Raw genomic sequence first — 24970 nt, 5'->3', positions numbered from 1 at the left:
CAGCCAAGTCCACCGACCTTTTGCGAAATTCAATGACATCACCGTCTACACGACTCCTCAACTCCAACGCTACGGAATCGCCAACCCAAGCAAAATCAGGTGGTTGCGGCTGCGATAGCACCACCAGCACCACCGTGGAAAGGGACGAAAAGCTCCAAGAACGCATTGCTAAACATCCCTGCTACAGCGAAGACGCTCATCACCACTACGCTCGGATGCACGTTGCAGTTGCACCAGCTTGCAACATTCAATGCAACTATTGCAACCGCAAATATGATTGCGCTAACGAAAGCCGTCCTGGAGTAGTTAGCGAATTGCTAACACCAGAAGAAGCCGCACACAAAGCTTTGGTCATTGGTGGCAAGATTCCCCAAATGACAGTTGTGGGAATTGCTGGCCCTGGCGACCCATTGGCGAACCCAGAAAAAACCTTCCGCACATTTGAGTTGATTGCAGCACAAGCACCAGACATCAAGCTGTGCTTATCAACCAATGGTTTAATGCTGCCTGATTACATCGATCGCATTAAACAATTAAATATAGATCACGTAACGATCACCATTAACATGGTAGATCCAGAGATCGGTGCTAAGATTTATCCTTGGGTTCACTACAGACGCAAGCGTTACAGAGGTCTTGAAGGTGCGAAAATCCTCCACGAAAGACAGATGGAAGGATTGCAAGCCCTGAAAGATGCTGACATCTTGTGCAAAGTCAATTCCGTGATGATTCCCGGAATTAATGACCATCACTTAGTCGAAGTGAATCGAGTCATTCGTGAGAAAGGTGCATTCTTGCACAACATCATGCCATTGATTTCTGCACCAGAACATGGCACACACTTTGGTTTAATCGGTCAACGCGGCCCCACACCCAAAGAACTCAAAGAAGTTCAAGACAACTGCTCTGGTAACATGAAAATGATGCGCCACTGTCGTCAGTGTCGTGCCGATGCAGTCGGATTGTTGGGAGAAGACCGCAGCCAAGAGTTTTCCAAAGAGAAATTCTTGGAAATGGCTCCCGAATATGACATGGAGCAACGCGCTACCGTTCACGAAGGAATTGAGAAGTTTAAAGAAGAACTTAAAGTAGCCAAAGATAAGGCGCTAGCTGGCAAGAAAATTGCCAATAGTCCGAAAGTTTTAGTTGCAGTAGCAACCAAAGGCGGCGGATTAGTTAACCAACACTTCGGTCATGCGAAAGAATTCCAAATTTACGAAGTGGGTGGAAACGAAGTTCGCTTTATCGGTCATCGCAAAATTGACCAATACTGCCAAGGTGGATACGGCGAAGAAGCTTCTTTTGAGCATATTATGAAAGCGATCGCAGATTGCAAAGCAGTTTTAGTTTCCAAGATTGGTAACTGTCCTCAAGAAAAATTGCAAGAAGCTGGAATCAAGACTGTTGAAGCTTACGACGTGATTGAAAAGGTTGCTTTAGAGTTTTACGAGCAATACGTTAAGGAATTAGGGAATAACGAATAGGGAATAGGTTACAGGGGACAGGGGAGAGATTATTACCTATCACCTGTCACCTGTAACCTCTCCCCTGACTCTAATGCCCCATTTCCCAAAAGGAGAATAAATCATGGCTTACAAAATTCTTACTAGCCAGTGTATTTCCTGCAATCTCTGTCTAACGGTATGTCCCACAAATGCAGTTAAAGTGGTTGACGGACAGCACTGGATTGACCCTGAACTTTGTACAAATTGTGTTGGTAGCATTCATACCGTACCTCAGTGTAAAGCTGGTTGTCCCACGTGCGATGGTTGCGTTAAGCAGCCTAGCGATTACTGGGAAGGCTGGTTTGCTAATTACAACCGCGTAGTCGCTAAATTAACAAATAAACAAGATTACTGGGAACGTTGGTTTCAAACCTATTCTCAGAAATACTCAGAGCAGTTGCAAAAGCGTCAATCCCAATCAGTGGGTTCTGAAGCTTAATTAAATAATTCCTAATTCTTAATTGAAGACAACAATGCAAAATAACTGCATCTATCTTGATAATAATGCTACCACTAAGGTAGACCCAGAAGTTATAGAGGTAATGCTACCTTACCTCACAGATTATTACGGCAATCCCTCCAGTATGCATACCTTTGGTGGGCAAGTCGGTAAAGCAGTGAGAACAGCAAGAGAACAACTTGCAGCCATCCTGGGAGCCGATGAGTCAGAAATTGTCTACACAAGTTGCGGTACTGAGGGAGATAACGCGGCGATTCGAGCCGCACTGTTAGCGCAACCTGAAAAGCGACACATCGTCACTACTCAAGTTGAACATCCAGCAGTACTCAATGTCTGCAAACAATTAGAAACCCAAGGTTATAGTGTTACCTATTTATCAGTAAATCATCAAGGGCAGTTGGATCTAGATGAACTAGAAGCTTCCTTGACGGGTAACACCGCCTTGGTGACAATTATGTATGCTAATAATGAAACCGGAACGATTTTCCCAATTGAGCAAATTGGGTTGCGTGTCAAAGAGTATGGCGCTATCTTCCATGTAGATGCGGTGCAAGCAGTGGGAAAAATCCCGTTGAATATGAAAACTAGCACCGTGGATATGTTAACCCTGTCTGGTCACAAGCTACACGGGCCAAAAGGAATTGGTGCTTTATATATTCGGCGCGGGGTTCGGTTCCGTCCCTTCATGATTGGGGGACACCAAGAACGCGGACGTAGGGCTGGAACAGAGAATGTTCCAGCAATTATCGCCTTGGGCAAAGCTGCGGAACTAGAACTGTTACACTTGGAAGAAGCCACTACAAGAGAAAGAAAGCTGCGCGATCGCCTCGAACAAACTTTACTCGCTAAAATTCCCGATTGTGTAGTTAATGGCGACGTTACGCAGAGATTGCCAAACACAACCAATATCGGTTTCAAGTACATCGAAGGTGAAGCAATTCTACTGTTATTGAACAAATACGGTATCTGTGCATCATCCGGTTCTGCTTGTACCTCCGGTTCTCTCGAACCCTCCCACGTCCTGCGGGCAATGGGCTTACCCTATACAACTTTGCACGGTTCAATTCGCTTCAGTCTTTGTCGCTACACCACCGAAGCCGAAATCGATCAAGTAATAGAGGTAATGCCCAGTATTGTAGAACGTCTACGCGCCCTCTCACCCTTCAAAAATGATGATGCAGGTTGGTTGCAAGGACAAGAACAAGCACTAGCGCATCGTTAATTAGGGAATAGGGAATAGGGAATTAACTATTCTCCACTCCCCACGGGCTAAACCTTAGCTATCCGCTAACAGCATTAAGCATTCACCACTCAGAACTTAATAATATGTGGGACTACACTGATAAAGTATTAGAACTGTTTTACGATCCCAAAAATCAGGGAGAAATTGAAGAAACGGGCGAAGCTGGAGTTAAGGTTGCAACGGGTGAAATCGGTAGCATTGCTTGCGGTGATGCTCTGAGATTGCACCTGAAAGTGGAAGTAGAATCTGATAAAATTCTAGATGCTCGCTTTCAAACCTTTGGTTGTACTAGTGCGATCGCATCTTCTAGTGCATTAACCGAAATGGTCAAAGGCTTAACCTTAGATGAAGCTTTGAAAGTGTCCAACAAAGACATTGCAGATTACCTTGGTGGTTTGCCAGAAGCAAAGATGCATTGCTCTGTGATGGGACAAGAAGCGCTAGAAGCCGCTATCTACAATTATCGTGGCATACCTCTAGCTACCCACGATGATGACGATGAAGGCGCGTTAATTTGCAGTTGCTTTGGCATCAGCGAATCTAAAATTCGCCGCGTGATTCTAGAAAATCATCTCACTGATGCTGAACAAGTAACAAATTATGTAAAAGCTGGTGGCGGATGCGGTTCCTGTCTAGCGAACATTGATGATATTATTAGATCAGTTCAACAGGAATACGCCTCACCTGCTCTCAACAATTACGGCGTACAAGTTGCCACAGAAATTGTTACGTCTAAAGAGCGATCGCTAACAAACGTGCAAAAGATTGCTCTAATTCAAAAGGTTCTTGATGAAGAAGTCAGACCCGTACTCATTGCAGACGGGGGAGATGTAGAACTATATGATGTAGAAGGCGATCGCGTTAAAGTTGTACTGCAAGGTGCTTGCGGTTCCTGTTCTAGTAGTACAGCAACTCTGAAAATTGCGATCGAAGCCAGATTACAAGATCGTGTCAGCAAGAGCCTTGTAGTCGAAGCAGTTTAGGAATTGCTGTAGGACTTAACGTAATCTACAAATACGCTCTAATATGCATTCAGCCAGGAATAGAAAGTAGGATTTGAACCATATAATTGTCTCCACATCAATGCTTCAATCCTACCGACAACCGATAGCTAAATTAGCTATGACGGCTAACAGCATATAGGCTTCATAGATTCAGTGCCTACTTGCTTTCTTTCATCATCCAACTCGCTTCAAAGGAACAGGATATGAGCACATTGTACGACAATATTGGTGGACAACCAGCTATTGAACAAGTAGTAGATGAACTCCACAAACGCATTGCTACAGACAGCCTCCTCAGTCCCATTTTTGCTGGTACAGATATGGCGAAGCAACGTAATCATCTAGTTGCTTTCTTAGGTCAAATATTTGAAGGGCCAAAGCAGTACGGCGGTCGTCCAATGGACAAAACCCACGCAGGATTGAATTTACAGCAACCACACTTCGATGCGATCGCCAAGCATCTCGGTGAAGCAATGGCTGTGCGTGGAGTGTCAGCAGAAAACACTAAAGCTGCACTAGATCGCGTCACAAATATGAAGGGCGCTATTTTGAACAAGTAATAGGACTTATGCATTGATTGTTGACAAATAACAACATCAAGTCCTATTGAATCTTGCAAGCTGAAACACATTATGACGTATTTGTAAATCGCGTAATTTTCTTTGTTCTTTGTCAAAACAAATGACAAAGGACAAAGGACAAAAACAAAAAGAAAAAAATTTTAACGAGGAAGATCGATGTACTTACTGTCAATAATTTTGGCTGTGGAGCGATCGCCCCCAGCAGGCATTTATGCCAACGCTACCAACGATGCTCTACACGCGCTCACTACTGTCGCTCAACTGGCGTGAACGCAACTGACAAACGCACAGACCCACCAACCAACCAATTGCAGGGAAACAAGAACCATGACAGACGAAAACATTAGACAGATAGCTTTCTACGGTAAGGGCGGTATCGGTAAATCTACCACCTCCCAAAACACCTTAGCAGCTATGGCAGAAATGGGTCAACGCATCCTCATCGTCGGTTGCGACCCTAAAGCTGACTCCACCCGTTTGATGCTGCACAGCAAGGCTCAAACAACCGTTCTTCACCTCGCCGCAGAACGTGGTGCAGTAGAAGATATCGAACTCGAAGAAGTAATGCTAACCGGTTTCCGTAACGTTCGTTGCGTAGAATCTGGTGGTCCAGAACCCGGTGTAGGTTGCGCCGGTCGTGGTATCATCACCGCCATCAACTTTTTAGAAGAAAACGGTGCTTACCAAGACCTAGACTTCGTATCTTACGACGTATTAGGTGACGTTGTGTGCGGTGGTTTCGCAATGCCTATCCGTGAAGGTAAAGCACAAGAAATCTACATCGTGACATCAGGTGAAATGATGGCGATGTATGCTGCTAACAACATTGCTCGTGGTGTTCTTAAGTATGCTCACACTGGTGGCGTGCGTTTGGGTGGTTTAATTTGTAACAGCCGTAACACTGACCGGGAAATCGAATTGATCGAAACCTTGGCAAAACGGTTGAACACCCAAATGATTCACTTCGTACCCCGTGACAACATCGTTCAACACGCAGAATTGCGCCGGATGACTGTTAACGAGTACGCACCAGAAAGCAACCAAGCTAACGAATACCGGACATTGGCTACCAAAATCATCGACAACAAAAATCTAGCTATTCCTACACCCATCGAAATGGAAGAACTAGAAGAATTGTTGATTGAATTCGGTATTCTCGAAAGCGACGAAAATACCGCAATGTTGGTTGGTAAGAGTGCTGCTGAAGCTCCTGTAGTATAAATCGCTGCTAAGAAATAACGCTTTAGCACAAGGAAAAAGGAAAAAGGAAGAATCTCACATTTGACCTTTGACCTTTGACCTTTCCCTCTAATCTCCCCCCTAATCTTAGAGGGGACTCCTAGTCCCCCTATGCCCCGATCCTTACGAGTCACAGAGGCTAAATATGACACCTCCAGAAAATCAAAACATCATCGAAGAAAGAAAAGAACTAATTAAAGAAGTTCTAGACGCTTACCCCGATAAAGCTAAGAAAAAACGGGAAAAGCACTTAAGTGTATACGAAGAAGGTAAGTCCGATTGCGGCGTTAAGTCTAACATCAAATCCCTTCCTGGGGTAATGACCGCTCGTGGTTGTGCTTATGCCGGTTCTAAAGGTGTGGTTTGGGGTCCTATTAAGGACATGATCCACATCAGCCACGGGCCTGTAGGTTGCGGTTACTGGTCTTGGTCTGGTCGTCGTAACTACTACATCGGCACCACAGGTATTGATACCTTTGGTACCATGCACTTCACCTCTGACTTCCAAGAAAGAGATATCGTGTTCGGTGGTGACAAGAAACTTGTCAAGCTCATCCAAGAACTAGATGTACTTTTCCCACTCAACCGTGGTGTTTCCATTCAATCAGAATGTCCCATCGGTCTAATTGGGGATGACATCGAAGCAGTTGCTCGGAAGACATCGAAAGAAATTGGCAAGCCAGTTGTACCTGTGCGTTGCGAAGGCTTCCGGGGTGTTTCCCAATCTTTGGGACACCACATTGCTAACGACATGGTTCGTGACTGGGTTTTCACCAGATCCGACCAAGCTAAGAAAGACGGTACACTCAAGTTTGAAGGTACTCCTTATGATGTAGCCATCATAGGTGACTACAACATCGGTGGAGATGCTTGGGCTAGCCGCATCCTGTTAGAAGAAATCGGCTTGCGCGTAGTCGCTCAGTGGTCAGGTGATGGCACCATCAACGAAATGTTGATGACCCCCAATGTGAAGATGAACCTCATCCACTGTTACCGGTCGATGAACTACATCAGCCGTCACATGGAAGAAGCTTATGGTATACCCTGGTTGGAATACAACTTCTTCGGCCCCACCAAGATTGCTGAATCTTTACGGGAAATCGCTTCCAAATTTGACGAAACAATCCAAGCAAACGCTGAGAAAGTTATCGCCAAGTATCAGCCCACAATGGATGCGGTAGTCGCTAAGTACCGCCCCCGCTTGGATGGTAAGACTGTAGCCATCATGGTTGGTGGTCTACGTCCTCGCCACGTTGTCCCAGCCTTCCAAGACTTGGGTATGAAGATGATTGGTACAGGTTATGAGTTCGCTCATAATGACGACTACAAACGTACCACTCACTACATCGAAAACGGCACCATCGTTTATGACGACGTTACCGCTTACGAATTCGAGGAATTTATCAAAGCGCTGAAGCCTGATTTGGTAGCTTCTGGTGTGAAAGAGAAGTACGTCTTCCAAAAGATGGGTCTACCTTTCCGTCAAATGCACTCTTGGGATTACTCCGAACCTAGCGATCGCTCCTCAACATCATATAATGCAAGGTTTTTTCGCGACGAGATAAAAAAGAGCTTATTTCTAGCCTAAACGCGAGTTGCAGGGTTATATAGTAACAATCTATTTTGATGCTTCAGACAGTATAACTCTTATGGAATCTGGTTTTTAGGATTTGCTGGCATTTTGCTCAAAGAAAAACTGTAAAATGAAAGACTATTTTTAATGACGATTTTTTAGATTAAATGGTGCGAGCAGTTTTATTTGCAACAAGGTAGACGATCGTGTGATACGGGATGCGATCAGCAAAAGTAGGAATAAATCTACATACAGAATGTGTTGGTCACAAGAAAACTAGGAAACCACTCTAACCAAAAGATTTGGTTAGAGTGGTTTGAAATAAGAAAACATTTCAGACCTTCTCATAGTATGTTCTTTAACTCAAAACTCATTTTCTAAAGAAAACTCTTCAGTGTTACGTATCTTCTCCTCAAGAAGTGAATCTTCCTCTATCTCTTCCTGTTTAGTAACGGTAACTGAAATCGTTTTAAAAGCCTGGGTTAGACGGTCAGTAATGATTATTTTCCTTTTTCGACCAACTCTCTGCTTAAACTCCTGAGAGAGCCAGTCATTTAAAATCAGTTCTTTATTGTAATTGACACCATAATCTGTATCCCTAGTCACAAGTATTATATCCTTTTCTGTATTTTCGGCACAGTGGATAATCCATTCCCAATTGATAGCATCTCCTATAGATGTATCTTTATCCTTACGTGGCGGATAACCTAAAATAAAACGTTTCCATGCCAAACCTCGAATCTTAAATCGAATTTTCTTTTCTCTTGAAAGATTAAAGTCGCTCTTGCTTCTGAACAACCTTTGTAAAATTTTGAAAACAGGATCATTTGTAGAGGGATTTTTAAGAATGGCCTCAATTCTCTTCTTAAGTTTATTTTGTTGAGAAGATATTTCTGATTTACTTTTCGTAATGGCAATTGCTGGTTGTGCATCTGAAAGGAATGCTGGAGGAGTCAAACCACCCCAATCTGGAGTTTTGAATTTATTTAAGGACTCAAGAATAACTATCTGACGGTTTTTCTTATACTCCATCTCTACCTGAGCAGTAGTAATAATTCTGTCATGATGATCGTCAACTCGCTTGAGGAGATTAAGTTTCTGCTCACCACCTCGAACTCGGTAGAAATCTAGAAAGATGTTTGTATCTATAAAAATAAGAGCGTTCATTCTGAAACTAATTAGGGTTGAAGATATTACTTAGCAAAGTGCTTCCCATATAGTTGTAATCGGACTTTACGTTTAATGCCAAAAAATAGTCCCAAATCTATATACAGAATGACTTTGACATCGCTTTTCTTAGTTTATTGATATAAATTTGGGTTTCAGCTATTTTTGAGCATTTGGTGTATTTAGCTTATCCTGCATGGGTTTAAGGCTTGTTTCTCACTCAAAAATGTTTAAGTCCCGGTATTTAGAAATTGTGTGTGAGATGCACAAGAAGTAACCTATTGTAGCGATCGCATGATAAAGATTATCTGTGAGATGCATAAAAATTAGACTGTTGGAGCGATCGCATTCTTCGACAACCAGCTTGCGATCGCGTGATGAGGGGATGCGATCGCATTAAACTGTTACTACCTCAATTAACAATCCGGGTAATTTGCCCAAATCCCGATGATTGCGTGTTAATAAAACTGATTTACGAGATAGTGCGACACCGAATAGCCCGTCGTAGACATCGCAGTAAAAGAAGTAGACTGTTGTTGTGATCGCTCTCACTCAACAATAAACTAGGCGATCGCATTAAACCGTCCAATCCTCAATTAACAATCCGGGTACTTTGCCTAAATCCCGATGATTGCGCGTTAATAAAACTAATTTACGAGATAGTGCGATCGCGCTAAATAATCCTCGGTTTTGTACAGCAAGTTGAACTACGTAGGCGTAGCCCGTCGTAGACATCGCCCCAACTCGACAACACGCTACTCTATATATTTAGAGATTTTATGTGAGATGCACAAAAAGTAGCCCCTTGGAGCGATCGCCCCAACTCTACAACACGCTACTCTATATTTAGAGATTGTGTGTGAGATGCACAAGAAGTACCCCATCGTACACATCTCGTACACATCTCTCTGAATGGCGAATACGCTCATAACATATTCTGAACCTGTATTATCAAGCAACTTGATTAGAAACTAACCTACGAACTCACCTCCTGTAATGCTACTGTGCAAAAACAGGAAGACCAGCCATCGACATGATTCGAGATATATTATTGATGTATTCCTGTGTTTTTTAACCCTAGAAGGAGACTTATGGCAAAAATAAAAAACAATGCACAGCTAAGTTTCAACCAAGTTGAAGTGGAAGAACTCTCTGATGCAGAGATGAAATGGGTTATGGGAGGGGCATCCTTGCCTCCAATGCTACAGTTCCAAGTGCCGCAGTTCCAAGTGCCGCAGTTCCAAGTGCCGCAGTTCCAAATGCCGCAGTTCCAAGTGCCGCAGTTCCAAATGCCGCAATTCCAAGTGCCGCAGTTCCAAATGCCGCAATTCCAAGTGTCGCAGTTCCAAATGCCCGAATTTAATTAGTCTCTGTTTCAATTGCCTGCACTTTAATTTCAGCAATTTGTTATGAACTTTCATGGTTGGGGCTAAATCGTACTTTCAACAGCATCAAAATCACAAGACTCGATAAACTTCAATAAACTTCTGTCACTTCCGGCGTTCTGTACTTGATATTGTTTTCAAAGCAATTGCTCCCAAGGTAATATAATTGACTAACTTCCGACAGCACTACCCAGAATCCAAATTGGCTCACAGAGGAGTCACAGGCGATGTCTACGACGGGCTACGCCTACGCAACACCTATAGATAACGTTTGCCATATTCAATTATTGACGAGAAGTTGTAGCTCAATACACTTGAGGGACAAAGAACTGCTCATTGCGGGGAGCGCGAACATAATCCTCAGCCACAGGTCTAGAGGGAAGCTCTAAGGGAGGAGGTGTCATATCCTCGTAAGGAACTTTGCTCAACAAATGATGAATGCAGTTGAGCCGCGCACGTCTTTTATCATCTGCTTCAATCGTAAACCAGGGGGCTTCTGGAATATTCGTGTAAGCAAACATGGTATCTTTTGCTTTGGAATATTCTACCCAGCGATCGCGTGATTCTAAATCCATTGGGCTGAGTTTCCAGCGCCTGGCTGGATCGTGACTGCGAGAAAGAAAACGTTCCTCTTGTTCTTCATCGCTGACGGAGAAACAGTACTTGATTAAAACAATGCCCGATCGCACCAGCATTCGTTCAAATTCCGGGCAAGATTGTATGAATTCTTGATATTCTGCTTCGGTGCAAAAACCCATCACCCGTTCAACTCCGGCTCGGTTGTACCAACTGCGATCGCAAAGGACAATTTCACCTGCTGTCGGAAAGCGACTCCATTGCTTAACTTTATTCATTGAAATAAATCCTCTAATCTCAATAGCTATCCTAAGTAGTATATGGTGCGATCGCTTGACTTTTAAGACAGTCACTACATAACATAATTGGTGTCATCACTGCGGATTCATCCGAATTAAGTCTGTTAAGATACTATCCAAGCTACCGTTAACTTGAATGCGATCGATCTTCTCTGCAATCCGCTCTAATACTTCGAGTTCCTTCAAACGCAATGCAACGGGGTTGTCCTCCATCACTTTGGCAGTGTTTAACATACTGCGAGTAGCAGCAGTTTCTTCTCTACGTCTGACTACGTTGGCTTGAGCAGCTTTTTCTGCCTCGACTACTTTGCTCAAGATAGTCTTAATCTCACCAGGTAAAATAATATCTTTGACACCTACAGAATCTACTTCAATTCCATATTCTGCGGCTTTCTGGCGAATGTATTCAGAGATACTTCTATCAATTGCACCTTTATCTTCTAACAAAGCATCTAAGTTGCGTTCGCCGACTGCACCACGCAAAGCAAACTGTAATTCTTTGTATAAGAACCCAGAAATATCTGATAACCCGTTTTTTGCCCTCAATGGGTCTTGGATACGGTAGCCAGCCGTCAAATTTAACCGCAGAGGTACTTTATCTTTAGAGAGGATGTCTTGACCGGATACTTCCATGTTTTGGAGTCGCAAGTCAATGGTTTCGGTTTGAAAAGAGCGGCCAAATAACCACCAAGCATGTACCCCTGGCGATCGCTGCCCTTGAAACTCTTGATTAATGTATACTAATCCAATGTGTTGAGCGGGAACTTGGCAAATATGCAAACAGTTGCGACTGAGCAATTTCACTTCTGTTGAACCCTCAACCAATTCAGCCACTAAGCTAGGCTGTAACTGAGCATCAGCGATGATATCGAGAATTTCCACTGCAACACCCTGCCAAAATAACTTCCGGGTGGTGGGTGGCAAAATAGAAATCACTTTTCCTCGATAACGCACAATTGCAACTTGCGAAGTCTGTAATTGCACGACTTCACAGTAAGCAGCTATAAAGTCAGGATGTTTTTCAATGAGTACATCTTCGAGGGGAAAGTCTGGGTTAGGGATAATTCGGCTGAGAGTTCTGACTGTAACATCTCTATCTACTGACCAAAAAGCATACTCTCCTGGTTCTAGAGGTCGCACAAAATTGTTTTGCAGATATAGTAAACCAATCTCCGATTCTGAGATTTGGAACTTCTTCACTCCATTCAACGCAACTGAGCGCAATTGCTGTACAAAGGAATTAGGTAATTCTAAGCTTTCTTCTAAGTTGAAGAGATAAGACTCTACTTCAATAAAACCACGCCAAAAAGCAATCAATTTATTTGGTGCAACGCTTACCCAATTCTGACCGTAGCGGACTAACGCAACTTGGTTGAATGCGGTTCTGATAATTAATAAATCTTGTTGCAATTCGGCTTCGTGATTTCGCAACAACAGTTCTAGGTTTTCAATCTGAGCTAGTGGCTGATTGAGGTCATAAATTTTTACTTGCCAATGCCAACCTAAATATGTGTGTGTACCGGGCTGCAAAATTTTCTTAAAGTCACTGCGATGATATAAGATACCGATTTCGTTAGGTTTGATATAAAACGTTTCCCACATAGTGATTTGCATAAATAATTTGTGTGATAGCTTAAGTAAGCTAGGCGATTACAACTAGCTAAAAAAATTAGAACAACACATTTATAACCTTGCTTGAACTCAAATACCACCTGTGTATCACAGCTTAACTACTGGAGTAGACAGAATTAATTTTGAGGTTCTTAGGCTTTACAACCCTTTAAACAAAAGCTAAAACTAATTTTTTAGCAGTTTGTAATACTATATAATACAAAAGATTTATTTACTCTGCCAGTGCAGGTTTTTACAGTTCCGGTGCGGGCAAAAGCTTCTCCAAAGCTGGATTAAGATTGGTGTTACTTTTCTCAAATTGCTCAATGGCAATCTAAAAAAAGAGAGCCACGCCCAAATATGCCGTTCGCTTTGCCAATCCAGAATCCTCAAAAGAAAACCAGATGTAGGAAAAGGAAGGAACATACTCAAGTTAGGGAGAGATACAGTTGCGCTAGCTCTTTTACTGTTATAAATACCTGCATGACAGAGTAGAAAAAACGAGAAGTTTTTTTGATTGGGGTTTTTTGAACACCCAATACATTTGTGTAGCCATAAGGCTGCCTTGTCCCTAACAAGGTGCCCGTACCCAGGGCGAGGGTTTTGGTGAAAGTATAGGAATCGAACCTACAAGTAATCGGCGATACACCGACCGCTCTACCAAATGAGCTAACTTTCATGGTGAAATAGTTGAAAGTACTGGGCGGTATACACTATTACCAGAGGTTAGCGTACCAGTTGGGTATACAGAACCCAAACTACAGCTTTGTGACTTTGTTACTATCCCGGTTCAAATCTAGCACAGGAAAAAAGTTAAAAGGGTGAATTCCATTCGCGCTGGCTATTATTGGCTGAGGTACACCTAAATAAGTTTTTTCTAGCTAAATAAGCAGCTTTAAAAACGTACTTCATCAGTTTGAGAGCCACCATATTTCTGCTTGATACGTTCCACGCTTGATTTAAATTCTGCACCTTTGTCCGGGTTAATCATTGCTACATAATTTGCAAACCCAGTAATCGCAGCAATTAAATTAGTTGATTTTCCCCAACTTTTTCCTGATAAACCTTCTTGTTCAATTTGATATAGAGTTGCACGAAAGGCTTTTAATGTCTTTTTAGATATATTTAATTGCGTATTTACAATAACACCTGTTACTTCTTGCTGCACTGATTTACTGGAAATCTTGGTTTTATTATCATTAACGGTAAAATTTTCACCATGAATAATAAATTTAGTGTTTTTAATCAAATTAGATATTTTGGACGATGCATCCTCTGAAGTAGAAAATGTTAAATCGTCAGCGTAGCGCGTATAGCAAAACCCAAGATTTTCAGCGATCGCAGCAAGACGAATATCGAGATTACGGCAAACTAGATTAGAAATAGCAGGACTTGCAGGCGAACCTTGAGGTAAATGGCGGTTTTCTGAAGCTGTATGGTTAATTTGTCCATTTATTGCTATTTCAGCAGTCGTACAAATCAACCCGAAAATCGTCGCCGTAGATTCTGAATAACCAAATCCAGAAAATAATTCTTTGATACGTTTGTAAGAAATTGACTGAAAAAAATTCTGTAAATCAATATTGACTATTACATTTGCACCAACATGGGGTTTAGCATTGGTGACTATCGAACGATTTTTACAAAAGCCGTGCGCTGCATTATGAACTTCTAGTTTCTCTAAAATATTCTCTAGAATCCACCTTTGAGCAGCTTTAAGTTCGGGCTTTGGTGCAGAAATTATTCTTTTTCCACCTGTCTTTTTTGAAATTTTGAAAGGGAGGTAATGTCTAGTTAGGGATGTACTAGTTGTTAAAAAGTGCAGTTTTTCAAGGCTTATTACCATTGCAAAGGCTATTTCTTCGGCAGTATTGTATTCAGCTAAACCATGCGATCGCAAAAGCGCTAAATTATCAGTTTCCAACCTTTCTAGATTACTTTCAGTCGCTAATGGGATAGTGGTTAGATTTTGGCTATACATACTACAAAATATTTTTTAACTCTGCAAATGCAAGTGTTTACAGTTTAGGCGTGGGCAAAAGCTTCTCCAAAACTGGATTAAGATTGCTGTTGCTTTTCTTCGACTGCTCAATGGCAATCTACAAAAAGAGAACTGCGCTCAAATATGCCGTTCGGTTGCCAATCTAGAATCTCTAAGAAAAACTAGATGTAGAAAACGAAGGAACATACTCAAGTTAGGAAGAAATGCAGTTGCGCTTACTCCTAGACTGTGGCTACCGAACATTACCCTTACGAGTGATGACCGATAGCAGAAAACTTGCACCGCAGAGTTGAGAAAATGAGGGGTCTGGAATCTGTTAAGATCCGTACCATATTGGCTACCGTGACAGGGTAGTGTCTTTTGACCCGGACAGGGTTGGGTGAAAGTATAGGAATCGAACCTACAACACATCGATTATGAGTCGATTGCTCTACCAGTGAGCTAACTTCCTGGGGTTTGATACAGGAGTCGAACCTGTGACCCTTCGATTATGAGTCGATCGCTCTACCAACTGAGCTAATCAAACGATGGTATAGTTTAAAGCACTCGGCGGTATACGCTTCTAACAGAAGTTGGCGCACCAGTTAGGCATATAGAACCTAAACCATAGCTTTGTAACTTTGTTACTATCCCGCTCCAAATTTAGCATATTGGAAATTGTAGGTGTAGCCTTAAATATTGTCTGACTTAAGTCGCAACATATCGCGCATAAAAATTACCAGTCTTAGATAGGTTTGATGAAATTGCTTTTCGTTGTTGAAATGGTGGCTTTCATAAAAAACATTGTTACCAGTTGAGATTTCAAGAATATCCATCTCACAAGCTCCTGACTCCCAAACTGTTACTCTACCGAGATGTAATAAACTCTCAAAGTCAAGACACATAGCTGGATTATCACTAGGTTTACAGTAAGTAAGTGTATATTTCAGGTGATAAGCAGCGAAACGCGATCTTAATCCTGATTGAAATCGGTCAAAACCTCGTTCTGAAATTAACTGTGTTAGTGGATTTAGACTCATTCCTTATATTGTTGAAAGCAGGAGTATTATTAATGTGACCCAACTCGACAAAAAATAAGTAGCTCATCGTAGACTTTGAGCTACACGCCTCAATTTAATAGATGCTCACGATTTATTCTTGTGGCTTAGTCTGGGAAAGCTAGACCAGTCATAGGGTCACGGATATATAATCCTAGTGTCAGACTACGCATCGCTTCATCCCAAACAGGTATTAATTGTTCTGCTTGATCTGCCCAATAATCGAATGTAATTAAGCATTGAACATTCGACCCTAAACCAATGCAAGTCCGCGAAAAAGCTTCCCGTGGTTCTTCTTGAACATCAATGAACTTCATCTCTGTCCAGACAATTCTGGCAGTTTGGCGCTTGATGGTAACAATTTCTCCTTTGGAAATGATGTTACGACTGTCGTCTTCCAGGACTTTCTTCAATGTGGATTTTAATGGAAACTGACTCCAGTCGTTGGGTGGTAGACGATTGAAAGATACTTCTAGACAGCAATCATCGTTAGGTGGTTTTTTATCGAGGAATTTGAAAGATTTGTCTTGTGGCTCTAAAACCCAACTTTGGGGAACATTGAAGCGAACAGCGCCTCGATCTGCTACAAATATTTTGTAACCTGATGGAGATTCCCAACGATGGTCAGGTTTTAATTCAAGCGTCTCTTTTATCCACTGAAGATTGCTTTTTTTACGCTTTGCCATAGTGTTTCTGCATTTTATGCTGAACAGGGCGATGTGGAATAGCCCATCGTAGACATTGCCCTTTTTATTAATGTTATCAAATTGTCAGGATTTTGAATAACTACTATATTAAACCAAGTAAAACTTTAGGAATTTTATCTCAATAAATCCAAGGTAACTGTAACGTTGTGATTAAAGTTTCAGCTTTTAGCATTAAAATCTTAGCTGCAGTATTCATGGTTATGGATCATGTGTGCTATTTGCTAATGCCTGAGTTCAGAATTTTGCACTTTATTGGACGATTGAGTTTTCCCCTGTTTGCATGGCTTTTGGCTAAAGGTGAAAAACATACCCAAAATGTATACCGCTATGGGAGCAGACTATTAATTACAGCAATTATATCTCAGCCTATCTATAGTGTTGTTTTCCAGAGTTTATCACTTAATATTCTCTACACGCTTGTTCTTGGACTTGTGATGTTACGCTTAGTAAGGCATTATTCACAATTATGGCAGCAATTAATAATTACTGGATTGAGTGCAGCAGTTGCCGAGAGTTTGGGTGTTGAATATGGAGCTTATGGGATTGGAGTAATTTTCTTGATGTCTCTAACTGACAAACTCAAGCCTAGGGTATGGTTGCTCTGCTGGTGCATTTTTAACTTTATTTTAGTAACTCTATTTATAGGTAATATATTTCAACATTGGGCAATTCTTGCAGGATTCATTGTTTTTCAATTCAATGGTAAACAAGGCCAACGAGCTAGATGGTTTTATCTGTTTTACCCGGCTCATTTAATTATTTTAGGCATAATAAATTATTTAATACATTCCAGATATAGCAATCCGCTTTGATTTTTGTATCCCTCACGGGAGCGTAGCCATAATTATTTGCGTAGAAGGCAAGAGGCAATAGTCAAGAAACCCCTTTGATCTGTACTTAATTTGTTCGTTCAAATATTAAATATATGTCATGTGTCCCTTGCGCGTCTTCCCTTCTCCCATTCGTGAGAAGCTAGCGCCAAGGGAGAAGCAAGTGGCGTTTGAGGAACGAAACTCAACATTTATGGGGCTTTTTTGGGTTGCGCTTGGCTACTACAGTGGTGTAGAGAACGCAGAGAAAATAAAGAGGGATTTTCGCCAATGATTTAGGATTGCTATAGATGCTATAGCAATCTTAAATCATTAATATCTTACTTTAGAGGGAGATACTTTCCTCAAAAAAAATATAAACCTATAAATTTAAAAAATAATAGTATATACATTTAATTCAATGATATTCATTAGATAAATCTTAGTATTTTGTTAACGTTTACCAGCTATGATGCCAGAGTAATGAATCATAATAATTTGGATTTAGATATCTAGGGATAATTATGTCATTCAAAAAAAAGCCCTAGATTTATCTTCCAAGCTACAAAATGTAGCCGAAAGTAACTATTCAACAGGTAAATCTTTAAGGTAACAAGCATGAATTATACTATCGAGTCTGCACGCAACATTTTCTCTAGCACTCAAGTGGCAGATGCTGTTCCAGCCACTACAGCAATGTTTGCTGAACTCAACATTGACGATCAATTGGCATTTCTCTGGTATGCCTACGCTGAACTAGGTCGTACAATTACTCCAGCTGCTCCCGGAAAAGCAAATCTCCAATTAATGGAAGGTATTTTCAACGAAATTAAGCAGATGTCTCATGAAGAACAAACGCAATTAATGAGAGATTTAGCGAGTAATGCTGATACTCCTATTAGTCGTTCTTATGCATATTTTGGTGTCAACGCCAAGCTAGGATTTTGGTGGCAGTTAGGAGAGTGGATGAAAGAGGGTATTGTCGCTCCGATGCCAGTTGGCTATCAAATGTCAACTCAAGTTAAAGCAGTGCTAGAAGCTGTTCAGAAAATCGATCAGAGTCAGCAAATTACTGTACTACGCAATACTGTAGTAAATATGGGGTTTGATCCATCTCTGGCTGATAAAAAGCAAGCACAAATAAACTTTAAGTTCCCACGTACATCTTTAAGTCCCCAATTTACTATTGAGGGAGTTACAGAACCAACAGTGCTGAAATACATTGAAGCTATGAATGCAGATAACTTTGAAGCTGCTGTTGCTTTATTTGCTAACAACGGTGCGCTGCAACCACCCTTCCAAAAACCAATTGTTGGCCGAGAAGCTATCACTGCCTACCTAAGAGATGAGGGACAAGGGTTAGTGATGAAACCAACCAAAGGTGTTTCGGAAACTATCGAAGATGGTTACACACAGCATAAAATTACTGGTACAGTCGAAACTCCTTGGTTTGGAGGTAATGTTGGGATGAACATCGCTTGGCGATTTTTACTCAATCCTCAAGGTCAAATTTATTTCGTGGCTATTGATTTACTTGCTTCTCCCAAAGAACTGCTTAATTTAACTCGCAAGTAAAATTCTTTTGCTTTCTTAAATTGCGCTATGGTTCTCAAGGTAGACGAGGTTTAAGAACTTTTCAAACATCCTCTAAGCGTCATGACGATCATCAAATAAAATTTCAATCCATGCTCGGTTCACCTAAAACCGAGCTTTAGCAATTTCTAGTAGTTGTTTGGATTGCTCCCTTTAGGGACTATGTTTTGCGATCGCACTACCATCACGATAATCATAACTGGTCATTGCAGCCCAAAAATATAGATAAAGTCAAATTTAGTTAGCAATGTAGAGAAGCAGTTTGTCGTAGACATCGCTCTTTAAAAAAGAGACGTAGCAGTGCTACATCTCTACCGCAAGCAGATTCTCTTAGATTTTCCATCAAGTACACTTTTATAGAGACTTTATTCGTTCTATTCCACCCCATATTTCAAAAAGCCGTTTAGTTTCAGCTTCTATTTCTGAAATTATTCTTGGCTGTCCATTCCCAGAGCCTGGAAAAACAACATAAACAATGCCCTTGGGAATTCCTTGTCTGACTCTTGAGCGCACTAATGGATCGTTTCCAAGAGCCTGAGACAAAGCTATTGAACCCTCCCCTATCTGGTTCTTAGGCCCAATATCAGCATAAATTGCAAAAGCGAGTTTTTCGTTATTAGTGTTGTAAACAACTGCAAAATCCCCTAATTTAATGCCTATAAGCTTTTTAAAATCACTATTTCCCGGAAGAACAATATATGGGATCTTGGTTGAATCAACATATCTGCGTGGATCTTGTTTAACAAATCCAGAATCGGATAATGCAGTTGTAGAAATATAGTATCCAGGATATGGATCTGTACTGCTTTGAATAAATGGATTACCATCTTTATTGACAACTATTGCCCACCAGTTACCTGGATTCCCAGCATTTGCCAAAAAATCAATTCCTGTATCTGCTGGGTGATAAGCATTAGGCGCACCATCAGCATTGATGCTCATACCTGCTTCATAAAAAATGGCAGATTCTCCATCTGCTTGTTGAATAGAAACTCCACCAATTTTCATAAGAGTATTAATAGAAAAGGTTGTGATTGGACTAATAAATTTTTGAGATACAAAACCTTCTAAAATTTTTCCTTCGAGAATAGTTGCAACCTTTAACCACTTGTTATCATCCAAATTTTCGATTTTAGATACAATTTGTGATTTTGGAAGAACCCCAATTCGATTGGTATCGTCAACAATAGGTGCTGAACGTATATTTAAACTATCTGATGTAACTTTGAATTGCTGCATATTTTAGTCCCAGTTTAAAAATTTAACTTATGGAACTACATTTTAAAAAGCAAATTTAGTAATGTCTACGATAGGTGTACTTAGATTATGGCGATTTTCATTTTAATCAGGATGAAGTACACGAGTTGTAAAGTTATATCAATCATGGGCATTAGAAAAATAAAGGCGATCGCATGGATTGATACGTTACATAATATTACATACAAAAAAATTCCCCAACTCCTTCTTTTTAAAGGGTGAGGGGGATTTAGGTTTCAAGTTTTTAGTGCGTAAGTCTTGTTTATACAGTTAAGCGATCGCGTTCTTAATTACGCTAAATGCACTGAACCTGTATATCCTTTGAGAACTCCCAAAGAACTACCCGATGAATTAATCAACGTGTCATGTCCTATCCGGGTAAAGCTAGCGTTTAAGCCGGTGACATCTAAGCGATCGTTGCAATCAAAGCCATAAATAGTTGCAAAGCCAATGCTTCCCAGAATTACTGTATCTCTTCCTTGACCCAAGTAAACTGTATCATTTCCCCCACCTATCACCTCAACAGATGAACCAAACAGGTTTGTATCCCTACTTAAAGGGTCAGGTAGAGAAACCGTTCCTCCTCGCAGATTTACTAAATCATTTCCATTTCCCACAAGGATAGTGTCATCACCTGAACCAGCAAAAATTAAATCATCACCTGAGCCAGACTTAATAGTGCTGTTCGTATCAATTGTAATAATTGTGTCATTGCCATTACCTGTAAAAATTTTTGTATCACTTGAGCCAGGGATTCCATAAGCAAGAATAAAATCCTCGCCGCAGCCGGTTTTAACTGTGGTTTCGCCATAGGGAGCAACAGCAATCTGATTGTCACCATCTCCAGCATTTATAGTTTGGTTATACAATGGCAAACCAGTGGCGAAAAAAATATAAGTTGCTATTGAAAGTTCACTGGTTATAATGTCATTTCCTGAGCCTGTTTTAATGTTGGCATCTCCGCTTCCCAAAAGAATTAAGTTGTTACCTTTTCCTGCATCAATGTTTCGGTTGGCAAATCCACCTAAATAGAAAATATCGTCACCTGCTCCGGCTGAGGCAATCACTTTTGGAATTGTCCCTAAGCCAATAATATTAGTACCATCAGCATCGAATAAATAGTTTCCACCGTAATCGTCTAAAAAGTTATTTCCACTGCCTAAATGAATTTTGTAATTGCCAGATCCCAAACTGACATAATCATCTCCTCCTCCAGTATCAACGTTCGCACTAATCCCATCAGGATTAGAGGATAGAGGACTAGTTTGCAATACCTCTCCATTAAAAGTAGTAGATAGATAGATTAAGTCTATTTCTCTTGCTAGTAAAACAACATCATTGCCATCTCGTGTATTCACAACATTGTTGTTGCCTTCTACAACAAACCAGTCTGGATTAGCAGTACCGCAAACTCTTTGATTACTCTCTTGAATGACTTGTTCAGTGTAGGTAATGCCGCGAAAAACTTGGGTTGTCATAAAAATTTATTTTATACCTCAATACAGTTCAGCGAAACCAACAAGTTACGTATATGAGCTATTTTTCTGGATAAATCAATATAATCCGGTTAATTACAAAATTTTTTATAATTGTGGTTTAAATAAATGAAAAAGCCTGTAAAAAACAAGCAATGTATAGGCATTATGCTTGTAACTGCGATCGCCAATCAAACTTGACTACTCTATCAACTGATCCAGCACGATATTTAGCCTTGAGATTGGGCTGGTGGTGAGGTTCAGCTTTTGTGAGAACTTTGGGATATTTGATATTATAGTGGGTTGCGCTTTGTGACAACATACTCTAGAGCTACCTTTGACTAGACTAAAAAACTAAACAAAGGTGAGTATGTGGACATATTGGGAACTATAGAAGCAAATCAAATTAGCATAACTTTCAGCTTCCAGCAATGAAGACTCACAACAACAAAGGTAAAGCGTTCCCATTACAGATTGTTCTTGTTGTTCCCTTCCTGATCCAAATTTTTGGAGCGGTCAGTCTAGTGGGTTATTTGTCGTTTAAAAATGGACAAAGAACAGTGAACGACCTAGTAGAACAGTTGATAGATCGCACGAGCGAGGTAGTGGATGAACATTTGAAGTCTTATCTTTCCATTCCGCAAACCCTTAATCAGATCAATGCAGATGCTATTCATAGGGGAATATTAGATGTACGCGATCGCCAAACCGTTGGCAAGTATTTCTGGGATCAGATGCACGCCTCTGACCTGACTTATATTGGTATTGGGCTAACGACAGGTGAGGGTCTTGGAGCCGCTCGTTATGACGGTAAGACGATCACCATTGATGATTGGACTGCCAAGCTTCCCAATAATATTTCCACATACGCCACAGATAATCAAGGAAATCGAACTCAGGTTAATGCTCGGTGGGATTGGAACAATTTTAAGGAATCTTGGTATACTCAACCCATCGCTGCTGGTAAACCTATTTGGGCAAAGATTGTAACTGGAAATTTTCCTACTGGCCCTTACATAGCTGCTTCTGCCAGTCGTCCCATTTATGACTCGCAAAATCGTTTACTAGGCATGATTGCCTGCGATATCCATCTGTTAAAACTCAGCGATTTTTTACGCAATTTGGATATTAGTAAGTCTGGCCAGGTATTCCTTTTAGAACGGGATGGCACATTAATTGCCAGTTCCGGCACAGAAAAGCCTTTTGTCCTCGTCAATCAAGATATCCGGCGATTACGAGCGATCGACAGTTCTGACCCAGTAATACAGAACATTGGCAAACACCTCCAAACCTCTGGGTTTGGATCTATCACCCAAGACACAGACTTTCAACTTGAGGTGCAAGGAAAACGGTATTTTGTTGATGTTGCACCTTGGCGTGACAAGTACGGCTTGAATTGGCTGATGGTAGTGAGTGTGCCCGAAAACACATTTATGGCGGAAATTAACGCCAACACGCGCACCACGATCGCACTTTGTTTTGGTGCATTAGTCGTTGCCTCTGTGATGGGCGTATTTACCTCCCATTGGATTGTACGCCCGATTCTGCGCCTAAATTGGGCAAGTAAAGCAATGGCATCCGGCAATTTAGCTCAGACAGTAGAAACTAGCGTTATTCAAGAACTTAATACCCTGTCTAACTCTTTCAATTACATGGCAGAGCAACTATATGAATCGTTTACTGCTTTAGAGAAAAGTAAAGAAAAACTAGAAGATCGAGTAGAAGAACGTACTACTGAACTCAAAAATGCATTAGGGGAATTGCAACGCACTCAATCTCAAGTTATTCAAAGTGAAAAAATGTCTAGTCTGGGACAACTAGTTGCTGGAGTTGCACACGAAATTAATAATCCAGTCAACTTTATTCATGGCAACCTCGTCCATGTGCAAGAATATACCCAGGATTTATTAGCGTTTGTGCAATTATATCAGCAGCACGATCCCAAACCTGCGGCTGAAATTCAAACCTTTACTGAAGACATCGATTTAGAATTTTTGCAGGAAGACTTACCAAAAATGTTGTCTTCGATGAGAGTAGGCACTGAGCGTATTCGCCAAATTGTACTGTCACTGCGAAACTTCTCGCGCATCGATGAAGCAGAATTCAAAAGTGTTGATATTCATGAAGGCATCGACAGTACCTTGATGATTTTGCAGCACCGCCTCAAAGCTAAACCAGAACAACCCGAAATTGAAGTGATTAAAGACTACGGCACTATACCCCTAGTCGAATGCTATGCCGGACAACTCAACCAGGTGTTTATGAATATTTTAGTAAATGCGATTGATGCGTTGGAAGAAAATAATACTAAGCATACCTATCAGGAGATTGAGGAAAATCCCAGCCGAATTAAGATTCGCACTTCTGTAATTAATTCAACGTGGTTAGAAATAGCGATCGCTGATAATGGAGTCGGTATTTCTAAAGAATTTCAGCAACGCATATTCGATCCTTTTTTCACCACCAAACCCATTGGCAAAGGCACCGGAATGGGTATGTCTATCAGCTACCAAATCATCACAGAAAAACATGGCGGCAAACTAGAGTGCTTCTCAACTTCTGGAAAAGGAACTGAGTTTATCATTCAGATTCCTCTCCAGCTAAACGTTAATCAAGTGGTTTAACACTAAGTTTGGAATCGCCAAGTTATCTACTGGTTATTACGGTAGACAAGCTTATGCTTAAAATTTATTATACATTACATAGAAAATGAAAATCAGTAGTTTTATTTGTTAAAGAACCTATGCAGATTAATCAGGTGATTGAAACCTACGATCGCGGGGCGGCAGATTATGATGCGATTATGAAGCGTTACTGGCACATTGAGCGCGAACCGTTAATTGCTTCCTTGCAGCTTCAGCCAGGACAAATCGTGCTAGATGCTGCGGTAGGAACAGGTCTTAATCTTTCAGCTTACCCGGAAGGGGTAAATGTTGTGGGTATCGATTTTTCTGAAAAGATGCTGAATGAAGCACGTAAAAAGCACGTATCCGCAGACATCACTTTCAATATCTCGGATCTCTGCAATCTTGATTTTCCTGATAATAGCTTTGATGCAGCAGCATCAGGATTTACCCTCTGTGTCGTTGAAGATCCAGTTCTTGCTCTTAAAGAAATCCTACGAGTTACTAAACCTGGTGCATTGATTGCCATTCTCGATTACTGCAAATCGCAAGATCCAGAGATTCAAAAATGGCAAGAGTTAATAGCTGATGGTAGTTCACAGCTAGGCTTCCCCACTGGCAAAATTAAGTGGGATGCATTGATGGATTATGACGAATTGATTTACAACAGCAAGCTGACTATTGAAGTGTTGGCGGACGATCGCACAGACAGTCCAAACCCATTTTTATGTGGTTGTCAATTCCTGCTTAAAAACTCAAAAGGTTAAAGACAACAGTATTGCAGTCTTGTAATTTTATTTTGTAGTAAACCTTAAACTGTAGG

23 protein-coding genes and 3 tRNA genes are annotated in these 24970 nt (G+C 41.0%); 11 read left to right on the top strand and 15 right to left on the bottom strand.

What is annotated here, in order from left to right; all coding sequences use genetic code 11:
* Nucleotides 1-32: 32 nt before the first annotated feature.
* The 7 genes from nifB (at nucleotide 33) to nifD (ending at nucleotide 7620) form a co-directional block, all read left to right on the top strand.
* Entirely contained in the window at nucleotides 33-1484 is a 1452-nt protein-coding gene (nifB, locus tag NPUN_RS02145; RefSeq protein WP_012407225.1) for a nitrogenase cofactor biosynthesis protein NifB, read from the top strand.
* A 103-nt stretch (nucleotides 1485-1587) separates the two neighbouring features.
* A complete protein-coding gene (locus NPUN_RS02140; RefSeq protein WP_012407224.1) occupies nucleotides 1588-1944 on the top strand; it encodes a 4Fe-4S binding protein in 357 nt (118 codons plus the stop codon).
* Nucleotides 1945-1978: 34 nt separating this feature from the next.
* Nucleotides 1979-3187 (top strand): cysteine desulfurase NifS, encoded by a 1209-nt coding sequence (gene nifS, locus NPUN_RS02135; RefSeq protein ID WP_012407223.1) that lies wholly within the window; start codon nucleotides 1979-1981, stop codon nucleotides 3185-3187.
* Between the two features lie 104 nt (nucleotides 3188-3291).
* Complete coding sequence (gene nifU, locus NPUN_RS02130) at nucleotides 3292-4191, top strand: Fe-S cluster assembly protein NifU (RefSeq protein WP_012407222.1); 900 nt, start codon at nucleotides 3292-3294, stop codon at nucleotides 4189-4191.
* Between the two features lie 224 nt (nucleotides 4192-4415).
* Entirely contained in the window at nucleotides 4416-4772 is a 357-nt protein-coding gene (locus NPUN_RS02125; RefSeq protein WP_012407221.1) for a globin domain-containing protein, read from the top strand.
* A 348-nt stretch (nucleotides 4773-5120) separates the two neighbouring features.
* Nucleotides 5121-6014: a nitrogenase iron protein gene (nifH, locus tag NPUN_RS02120; RefSeq protein ID WP_012407220.1), complete on the top strand. Its 894-nt coding sequence runs from the start codon at nucleotides 5121-5123 to the stop codon at nucleotides 6012-6014.
* Nucleotides 6015-6177: 163 nt separating this feature from the next.
* Nucleotides 6178-7620: a nitrogenase molybdenum-iron protein alpha chain gene (gene nifD, locus NPUN_RS02115; RefSeq protein WP_041565131.1), complete on the top strand. Its 1443-nt coding sequence runs from the start codon at nucleotides 6178-6180 to the stop codon at nucleotides 7618-7620.
* 348 nt (nucleotides 7621-7968) lie between these two features.
* Here the strand turns inward: nifD and NPUN_RS02110 are convergent, their stop codons facing one another.
* From NPUN_RS02110 to NPUN_RS02070, 12 genes are all read right to left on the bottom strand, one after another.
* Nucleotides 7969-8772 carry a PIN domain-containing protein gene (locus NPUN_RS02110; protein WP_012407219.1) on the bottom strand — a complete coding sequence of 268 codons (804 nt, stop codon included), beginning with the start codon at nucleotides 8770-8772 and terminating at the stop codon, nucleotides 7969-7971.
* A 396-nt stretch (nucleotides 8773-9168) separates the two neighbouring features.
* Nucleotides 9169-9324 (bottom strand): PIN domain-containing protein, encoded by a 156-nt coding sequence (locus tag NPUN_RS40305; protein ID WP_193372253.1) that lies wholly within the window; start codon nucleotides 9322-9324, stop codon nucleotides 9169-9171.
* Between the two features lie 24 nt (nucleotides 9325-9348).
* Entirely contained in the window at nucleotides 9349-9507 is a 159-nt protein-coding gene (locus tag NPUN_RS42670) for a PIN domain-containing protein (RefSeq protein ID WP_012407218.1), read from the bottom strand.
* Nucleotides 9508-9820: 313 nt separating this feature from the next.
* Complete coding sequence (locus NPUN_RS44650) at nucleotides 9821-10093, bottom strand: hypothetical protein (RefSeq protein WP_419788451.1); 273 nt, start codon at nucleotides 10091-10093, stop codon at nucleotides 9821-9823.
* A gap of 369 nt (nucleotides 10094-10462) precedes the next feature.
* A complete protein-coding gene (locus tag NPUN_RS02100) occupies nucleotides 10463-11011 on the bottom strand; it encodes a polyphosphate kinase 2 family protein (protein ID WP_012407216.1) in 549 nt (182 codons plus the stop codon).
* Nucleotides 11012-11107: 96 nt separating this feature from the next.
* Entirely contained in the window at nucleotides 11108-12634 is a 1527-nt protein-coding gene (locus NPUN_RS02095; protein ID WP_193372271.1) for a slipin family protein, read from the bottom strand.
* Between the two features lie 615 nt (nucleotides 12635-13249).
* A tRNA-Ile gene (locus tag NPUN_RS40290) sits at nucleotides 13250-13322 on the bottom strand.
* 216 nt (nucleotides 13323-13538) lie between these two features.
* Complete coding sequence (locus NPUN_RS02090; protein ID WP_012407214.1) at nucleotides 13539-14624, bottom strand: reverse transcriptase family protein; 1086 nt, start codon at nucleotides 14622-14624, stop codon at nucleotides 13539-13541.
* Nucleotides 14625-15021: 397 nt separating this feature from the next.
* Nucleotides 15022-15096 (bottom strand) — tRNA-Met (locus tag NPUN_RS02085).
* Nucleotides 15096-15171: transfer RNA gene (locus NPUN_RS02080), tRNA-Met, on the bottom strand. Before NPUN_RS02080 ends, NPUN_RS02085 begins: the two co-directional genes overlap by 1 nt.
* Before the next feature lie 145 nt (nucleotides 15172-15316).
* The gene (locus tag NPUN_RS02075; protein ID WP_012407213.1) at nucleotides 15317-15664 is read right to left on the bottom strand and encodes an immunity protein TriTu family protein; all 348 of its coding nucleotides are present in this window, start codon (nucleotides 15662-15664) and stop codon (nucleotides 15317-15319) included.
* Between the two features lie 125 nt (nucleotides 15665-15789).
* Nucleotides 15790-16368 carry a hypothetical protein gene (locus NPUN_RS02070; protein WP_012407212.1) on the bottom strand — a complete coding sequence of 193 codons (579 nt, stop codon included), beginning with the start codon at nucleotides 16366-16368 and terminating at the stop codon, nucleotides 15790-15792.
* A gap of 167 nt (nucleotides 16369-16535) precedes the next feature.
* Here NPUN_RS02070 and NPUN_RS02065 point away from each other — a divergent pair, with 167 nt between their 5' ends.
* Complete coding sequence (locus tag NPUN_RS02065; RefSeq protein ID WP_012407211.1) at nucleotides 16536-17201, top strand: TraX family protein; 666 nt, start codon at nucleotides 16536-16538, stop codon at nucleotides 17199-17201.
* A gap of 615 nt (nucleotides 17202-17816) precedes the next feature.
* Nucleotides 17817-18773 (top strand): orange carotenoid protein N-terminal domain-containing protein, encoded by a 957-nt coding sequence (locus tag NPUN_RS02060; RefSeq protein ID WP_012407210.1) that lies wholly within the window; start codon nucleotides 17817-17819, stop codon nucleotides 18771-18773.
* Nucleotides 18774-19145: 372 nt separating this feature from the next.
* Here the strand turns inward: NPUN_RS02060 and NPUN_RS02055 are convergent, their stop codons facing one another.
* The 3 genes from NPUN_RS02055 to NPUN_RS41480 form a co-directional block, all read right to left on the bottom strand.
* Nucleotides 19146-20030 (bottom strand): glycoside hydrolase family 75 protein, encoded by an 885-nt coding sequence (locus NPUN_RS02055; RefSeq protein ID WP_012407209.1) that lies wholly within the window; start codon nucleotides 20028-20030, stop codon nucleotides 19146-19148.
* Nucleotides 20031-20338: 308 nt separating this feature from the next.
* The gene (locus tag NPUN_RS02050) at nucleotides 20339-21526 is read right to left on the bottom strand and encodes a calcium-binding protein (protein ID WP_012407208.1); all 1188 of its coding nucleotides are present in this window, start codon (nucleotides 21524-21526) and stop codon (nucleotides 20339-20341) included.
* Between the two features lie 163 nt (nucleotides 21527-21689).
* Nucleotides 21690-21845 (bottom strand): hypothetical protein, encoded by a 156-nt coding sequence (locus NPUN_RS41480; protein ID WP_167315557.1) that lies wholly within the window; start codon nucleotides 21843-21845, stop codon nucleotides 21690-21692.
* Between the two features lie 109 nt (nucleotides 21846-21954).
* Here NPUN_RS41480 and NPUN_RS02045 point away from each other — a divergent pair, with 109 nt between their 5' ends.
* Both NPUN_RS02045 and NPUN_RS02040 read left to right on the top strand, forming a co-directional pair.
* Entirely contained in the window at nucleotides 21955-24147 is a 2193-nt protein-coding gene (locus tag NPUN_RS02045; RefSeq protein ID WP_012407207.1) for an ATP-binding protein, read from the top strand.
* A 119-nt stretch (nucleotides 24148-24266) separates the two neighbouring features.
* Nucleotides 24267-24914, top strand: a complete 648-nt coding sequence (locus tag NPUN_RS02040; protein WP_012407206.1) for a class I SAM-dependent methyltransferase — start codon at nucleotides 24267-24269, stop codon at nucleotides 24912-24914.
* The last annotated feature ends 56 nt before the right edge of the window (nucleotides 24915-24970 follow it).

It is taken from the genome of Nostoc punctiforme PCC 73102, from assembly GCF_000020025.1.
Classification (GTDB): Bacteria; Cyanobacteriota; Cyanobacteriia; order Cyanobacteriales; family Nostocaceae; genus Nostoc; species Nostoc punctiforme.
The sequence above is the reverse complement of the archived record's forward strand: the minus strand, read 5'-3'. Positions and strand labels throughout refer to the sequence as shown.